Origin of the sequence: Burkholderia sp. KCJ3K979 (assembly GCF_016759955.1) — a bacterium.
GTDB lineage: Bacteria > Pseudomonadota > Gammaproteobacteria > Burkholderiales > Burkholderiaceae > Burkholderia > Burkholderia orbicola.
The window spans coordinates 1-4,412 of sequence record NZ_JACFYV010000341.1; the positions used below are offsets into that span (position 1 = coordinate 1).

The 4,412-nt window shown below is 69.4% G+C and carries 4 protein-coding genes; all 4 read left to right on the forward strand.

Annotated features, from left to right (window positions below; translation table 11 throughout):
• The coding region (locus H3O04_RS34130) for an ABC transporter permease (protein ID WP_202589380.1) at positions 1-666 on the forward strand (666 nt) is incomplete at its 5' end.
• Between the two features lie 30 nt (positions 667-696).
• Complete coding sequence (locus H3O04_RS34135; RefSeq protein WP_043886355.1) at positions 697-1,653, forward strand: ABC transporter permease; 957 nt, start codon at positions 697-699, stop codon at positions 1,651-1,653.
• The gene (locus tag H3O04_RS34140; RefSeq protein ID WP_023474565.1) at positions 1,653-3,527 is read left to right on the forward strand and encodes an ABC transporter ATP-binding protein; all 1,875 of its coding nucleotides are present in this window, start codon (positions 1,653-1,655) and stop codon (positions 3,525-3,527) included. Before H3O04_RS34135 ends, H3O04_RS34140 begins: the two co-directional genes overlap by 1 nt.
• Positions 3,528-3,723: 196 nt before the next feature.
• Positions 3,724-4,412: NAD(P)/FAD-dependent oxidoreductase (locus H3O04_RS34145; protein ID WP_442862859.1), on the forward strand; the 689-nt coding region annotated here is incomplete at its 3' end.

A 4,412-nucleotide genomic window follows, 5' to 3' on the forward strand; every position in this document is an offset into this window, starting at 1 on the left:
GGGCGCCTGCCGAAGTCGCTCGCGCTGGCGGCGATCACGACCGCCGTGTCGGTACCGATCGCGCTGCTGCTCGGCATCCTCGCGGCGGTCAAGCGCGAATCGGTGATCGACCGCGTGATCAGCCTCGGCACGCTGTCGCTCGTCGCGACGCCGGAATTCCTGATCGCGACGGTCGCCGTGCTCGTGTTCGCGGTGAAGCTGCACTGGCTGTCCGCGCTGTCGTACAGCGGTCCGATCGAAAGCCTGCACGATTTCCTGCGTGCGTATGCGATGCCGGTGCTGACGCTGTGCGCGGTCGTGATCGCGCAGATGGCGCGGATGACGCGCGCCGCGGTGATCGAGCAATTGAGCGCGTCGTACGTCGAGATGGCCACGTTGAAGGGCGCGAGCCCCGCGCGCGTCGTGCTGCGCCATGCGCTGCCCAACGCGATCGGCCCGATCGCCAATGCGATCGCGCTGAGCCTGTCGTATCTGCTCGGCGGCGTGATCGTCGTCGAGACGATCTTCAACTATCCGGGCCTCGCGAGCCTGATGGTCGATGCCGTCAGCAACCGCGATTTCCCGCTGGTCCAGGCGTGCACGCTGATCTTCTGCGTCGCTTACCTGACGCTCGTGCTGTTCGCCGACCTGTGCTCGATCGTGTCGAACCCGCGACTGCGCACCTGAGTGTTTCGTCTTTCTTCCGAGATGCCGCCCATGCAACCGATCGAACCCGTACAACGCAGCAGCGCGCTGCCGCCCTCCGGCGACCCGCCCCTGGGGCGGGGCAGCATGCCGCCTGCCGCCCCGGCCCCCGACCAGCCGCGCAAGCGCCGCGGCGCGCGCATCGCGTTGACGACCGGCGGCCGCGTCGGCCTGTCGATGGTCGGCCTGATGCTGTTCGTCGCGGTGTTCGCACCGCTGATCGCGCCGCATGACGTCGGCGCGATCGTCACGCCGGACGTGTTCGCGCCGTTCAGCGCGAAGCTACCGTTCGGCTCCGACTTCCTCGGCCGCGACATGCTGAGCCGAATCCTGTACGGCGCGCGGCTGACCGTGCTGCTCGCGCTGGCCGCGGTGCTGCTCGCCGCGGTGACCGGCACGACGCTCGGGCTGCTCGCGACCGTGTCGGGCCGTGCGGTCGACGAGACGATGAGCCGGCTGCTCGACGCGCTCACGTCGATTCCGTCGAAGATGTTCGCGCTGATGCTCGTCGCCGCGTTCGGCTCGTCGCTGCCGCTGCTGGTGCTCACCGCCGCGATCAGCTACATGCCCGGCTCGTACCGGATCGCGCGCGCGCTGGCGGTCAACATCAGCACGCTCGAATTCGTGCAGGTGGCCAGGGCGCGCGGCGAAAGCGCGCTGTACATCGCGTGCGTCGAGATGCTGCCGAACATGATCCACCCGATGCTGGCGGATACCGGGCTGCGCTTCACGTTCGTCGTGCTGCTGCTGAGCGGCCTGAGCTTTCTCGGGCTCGGCGTGCAGCCGCCGTATGCGGACCTCGGTTCGCTCGTGCGCGAGAACATCGCGAGCCTCGGCGACGGCTCGGCCGTCGCGATCATGCCCGCGGTCGCGATCGCGATCCTGACGGTGGGCGTCAACCTGATGATCGACGGCCTGCCGCATCGCGGCCGCCGCAAGGGCGCGGCCGGCGCCGCCGGAGGACACTGATGCGACACGAATCGAACCCGCTCGTCGAGGTGCGCGGGCTGCGCGTGGTCGGCGGCCGGCCGGGCGGCGAGGAAACGACGATCGTCCACGGCGTCGACTTCGACATCGGGCGCGGCGAGGTGCTCGCGCTGATCGGCGAATCGGGCTCCGGCAAGACGACGATCGCGTTGTCGCTGATGGGCCATGCGCGTACCGGATGCCGGATCGCCGGCGGCTCGGTGAAGCTCGACGGCACCGACGTGTGCACGCTTTCGGCTGCGGCGCTGACCGCGCTGCGCGGGCGCAAGGTCGCGTATATCGCGCAGAGCGCCGCCGCCGCGTTCAACCCGTCGCGCACGATTCTCGACCAGGTGATCGAGGCCGCGCTGATCCACAAGACGATGACGAAGCGCGACGCGCAGGCGAAGGCGGTCGAGCTGTTTCGCGCGCTCGCGCTGCCGGAGCCGGAGACGATCGGCAAGCGCTATCCGCACCAGGTGTCGGGCGGTCAGCTGCAGCGGCTGATGGCCGCGATGGCGCTGATCACCGATCCGGAGCTGGTGATTCTCGACGAGCCGACCACCGCGCTCGACGTGACCACGCAGATCGACGTGCTGCAGGCGTTCAAGAGCGTGATCCAGCGCTACGGGATGAGTGCGGTGTACGTGTCGCACGACCTCGCCGTGGTCGCGCAGATGGCCGACCGGATCGTCGTGCTGAGCGACGGCGTGATCCGCGAGGCGGGCGCGACCGAACAGATCCTGCATGCGCCGACGCACCCGTACACGCAGAGCCTGATCGCGGCGGTCACGCCGAATGATGCCGAACGCGACACGCAGGCGCAGGCACAAACGCCCGCCGCGCCGGCGCCGCTGCTCGACGTGCGCGGCGCGATCGCCGGCTACGGCGGCCGCGCCGCGAACGGCTGGCCCGCGAAGGTGATCCTGCACGAAGTCGACCTGCGCATCGGGCGCGGGCAGACGGTCGGTGTGATCGGTGAATCGGGCTCTGGCAAGACGACGCTCGCGAAGGTGATCGCGGGCCTCGTGCCGGCGACCGGCGGCACGATCCTGCTCGACGGCGAGCCGCTCGCGCGCGATATCGGCAAGCGGACGAAGGAGCAGCATCGCCGCGTGCAGATCGTGTTCCAGAACGCCGATACCGCGCTCAACCCGGTGCATACCGTCGAACGCACGCTCGCGCGGCCGCTGGCGTTCTATCACGGGATCAAGGGCGCGCGTGCACGCCAGCGCGTCGCGGAACTGCTCGAGCTCGTGCGGCTGCCGCCGGCGGTGGCGTCGCGGCGTACCGGCGAGCTGTCGGGCGGGCAGAAGCAGCGCGTGAACCTCGCGCGCGCGCTCGCGGCCGAGCCCGACCTGATCCTGTGCGACGAGGTCACGTCGGCGCTCGACACCGTGGTCGGCGCCGCGATCATCGAGCTGCTGCGCGACCTGCAGGCGAAGCTCGGCGTGTCGTACGTGTTCATCACGCACGACATCGCGAAGGTGCGCGCGATCAGCGACGACATCGTCGTGCTGTATGCGGGCCGCCGCGTGGAGACGGGCAGCCGCGACGCGCTGTGCGCGCCGCCTTATCACCCGTACTCGCACTTGCTGGTGTCGTCCGCGCCGGAACTGCGCGCGGGCTGGCTCGACGATGCGGCCGAGCGTTGTCACCGGCCGCTGGTGCCGATCGGCGAGCGCGAGAACGAGGACGAGCTGTGTCCGTTCCTGTCGCGCTGCGCGATGCGGGTGGACGGCGTGTGCAACCGGACGGCCCCGTCGCTGCGCACGCTCGGCAACGGCGCGCAGGTGCTGTGCCATCGCAGCGAGGAGGATCTCGCGAGTTTCCAGGCGGAGCCGGTGCCGGCCGGTGTCACGCCGGTGCAACCGTAGTGCGGGGTGCGCGAACCGTTCATCGCGCGGTGCGGTGGACGGGCCGCCGCATAGTCTGCTGCGGCGGTCGCGCAAAACGGCGATTTGTACGCGCGCCGCGCGCGAATACGCGGCAACTGCGGTTTTTGACGGTGATTAAATGATTCTCATTGAACGGTCGCCGATCGTCGTTGCAGGCATGCAAAAGAAGGATCCGATGAAACTGGAATCGTACTGGCTGGATACCCGCCCCGCGTTTCGCGCCGGCAGCGTTGGGCCCGTCGAAGGGCGGGCCGATGTGGTCGTGATCGGTGGCGGTTTCACCGGCTTGTCGGCGGCGCTCGCGCTCGCGCAGCGGGGCGTCTCGGTGGTCGTGCTCGAAGCCGCGCAAGTCGCCGGCGAAGCGTCCGGCCGCAACGGCGGCCAGTGCAATACGGGCGTCGCGCAGGACTACGCGTCGCTGGCCGCGCGCATCGGTGCCGAGCCCGCGAAGCAGTTCTATCGCGCCTACGAAAGCGCGGTGAAGAGCGTCGAGACGATCGTCACCGAACAGGCGATCGATTGCGATTTCCGGCGGGCGGGCAAGCTGAAGCTCGCCGCGAAACCGCAGCACTTCGCGGGGCTCGCAAAGACCTTCAACGCGTTGCGGCGCGATGTCGATCCCGACATCGAACTGATCGAGCCGTCGCGAATCCGCGATGAAATCGCATCCGACGGTTTCTACGGCGGGCTTCTGCAGCGCAACGGCGCGCAGATGCACATGGGCAAGTTCGGCGTCGGCCTCGCGCAAGCGGCCGTGCGGGCCGGCGCACGTGTGTACGAGCACGCGGCCGTCACGCAGCTCGACCGGCTCGACGGCGAGCGTCACAGAATTACCTGCGCCCGCGGCACGATCGTCGCCGACCG

Coding starts and splice junctions, on each gene's coding strand:
- H3O04_RS34135 (WP_043886355.1), top strand. CDS start 697: ATGCAACCGATCGAACCCGTACAACGCAGCAGCGCGCTGCCGCCCTCC.
- H3O04_RS34140 (WP_023474565.1), top strand. CDS start 1,653: ATGCGACACGAATCGAACCCGCTCGTCGAGGTGCGCGGGCTGCGCGTG.